Below are 552 nucleotides of genomic sequence, written 5' to 3'. Positions count from 1 at the left end.
GAGGTCACACCCGTTCCCATACCGAACACGGCAGTTAAGCTCTTCAGCGTCGATGGTAGTTGGGGGTTTCCCCCTGTGAGAGTAGAACGTCGCTTGGTTTGTAATTATTCCGCAGTAGCTCAGTGGTAGAGCACTCGGCTGTTAACCGAGTGGTCGTAGGTTCGAACCCTACCTGCGGAGCCATTTTGGAGAGCTGTCCGAGTGGCCGAAGGAGCACGATTGGAAATCGTGTAGGCGGGTAACCCTGTCTCAAGGGTTCAAATCCCTTGCTCTCCGCCACATGTTTTCAGCACTATTATACTGGCCCGTTGGTCAAGCGGTTAAGACACCGCCCTTTCACGGCGGTAACACGGGTTCGAGTCCCGTACGGGTCACCCTTTTATTACGGAGGATTAGCTCAGCTGGGAGAGCACCTGCCTTACAAGCAGGGGGTCGGCGGTTCGAGCCCGTCATCCTCCACCATCTAATTAAAATCGATAAATAGTTCTTATTATCGCGGGGTGGAGCACGAACGAATATGCTTCGAAGAAATTACTTCAGCATACCAATCGA

4 tRNA genes and 1 rRNA gene are annotated in these 552 nt (G+C 52.5%); all 5 read left to right on the top strand.

Features of this window, described 5'->3' with window-relative positions:
• Nucleotides 1-98: ribosomal RNA gene (rrf, locus tag EP747_RS23970) — 5S ribosomal RNA — on the top strand; the annotation flags it as partial.
• 10 nt (nt 99-108) lie between these two features.
• A tRNA-Asn gene (locus EP747_RS23965) sits at nt 109-183 on the top strand.
• Between the two features lie 4 nt (nt 184-187).
• Nucleotides 188-279 (top strand) — tRNA-Ser (locus EP747_RS23960).
• A 23-nt stretch (nt 280-302) separates the two neighbouring features.
• Nucleotides 303-374: transfer RNA gene (locus tag EP747_RS23955), tRNA-Glu, on the top strand.
• 12 nt (nt 375-386) lie between these two features.
• A tRNA-Val gene (locus EP747_RS23950) sits at nt 387-462 on the top strand.
• The last annotated feature ends 90 nt before the right edge of the window (nt 463-552 follow it).

Origin of the sequence: Gottfriedia acidiceleris, assembly GCF_004138285.1 — a bacterium.
Lineage (GTDB): Bacteria > Bacillota > Bacilli > Bacillales > Bacillaceae_G > Gottfriedia > Gottfriedia acidiceleris_A.
The sequence above is the reverse complement of the archived record's forward strand: the minus strand, read 5'-3'. Positions and strand labels throughout refer to the sequence as shown.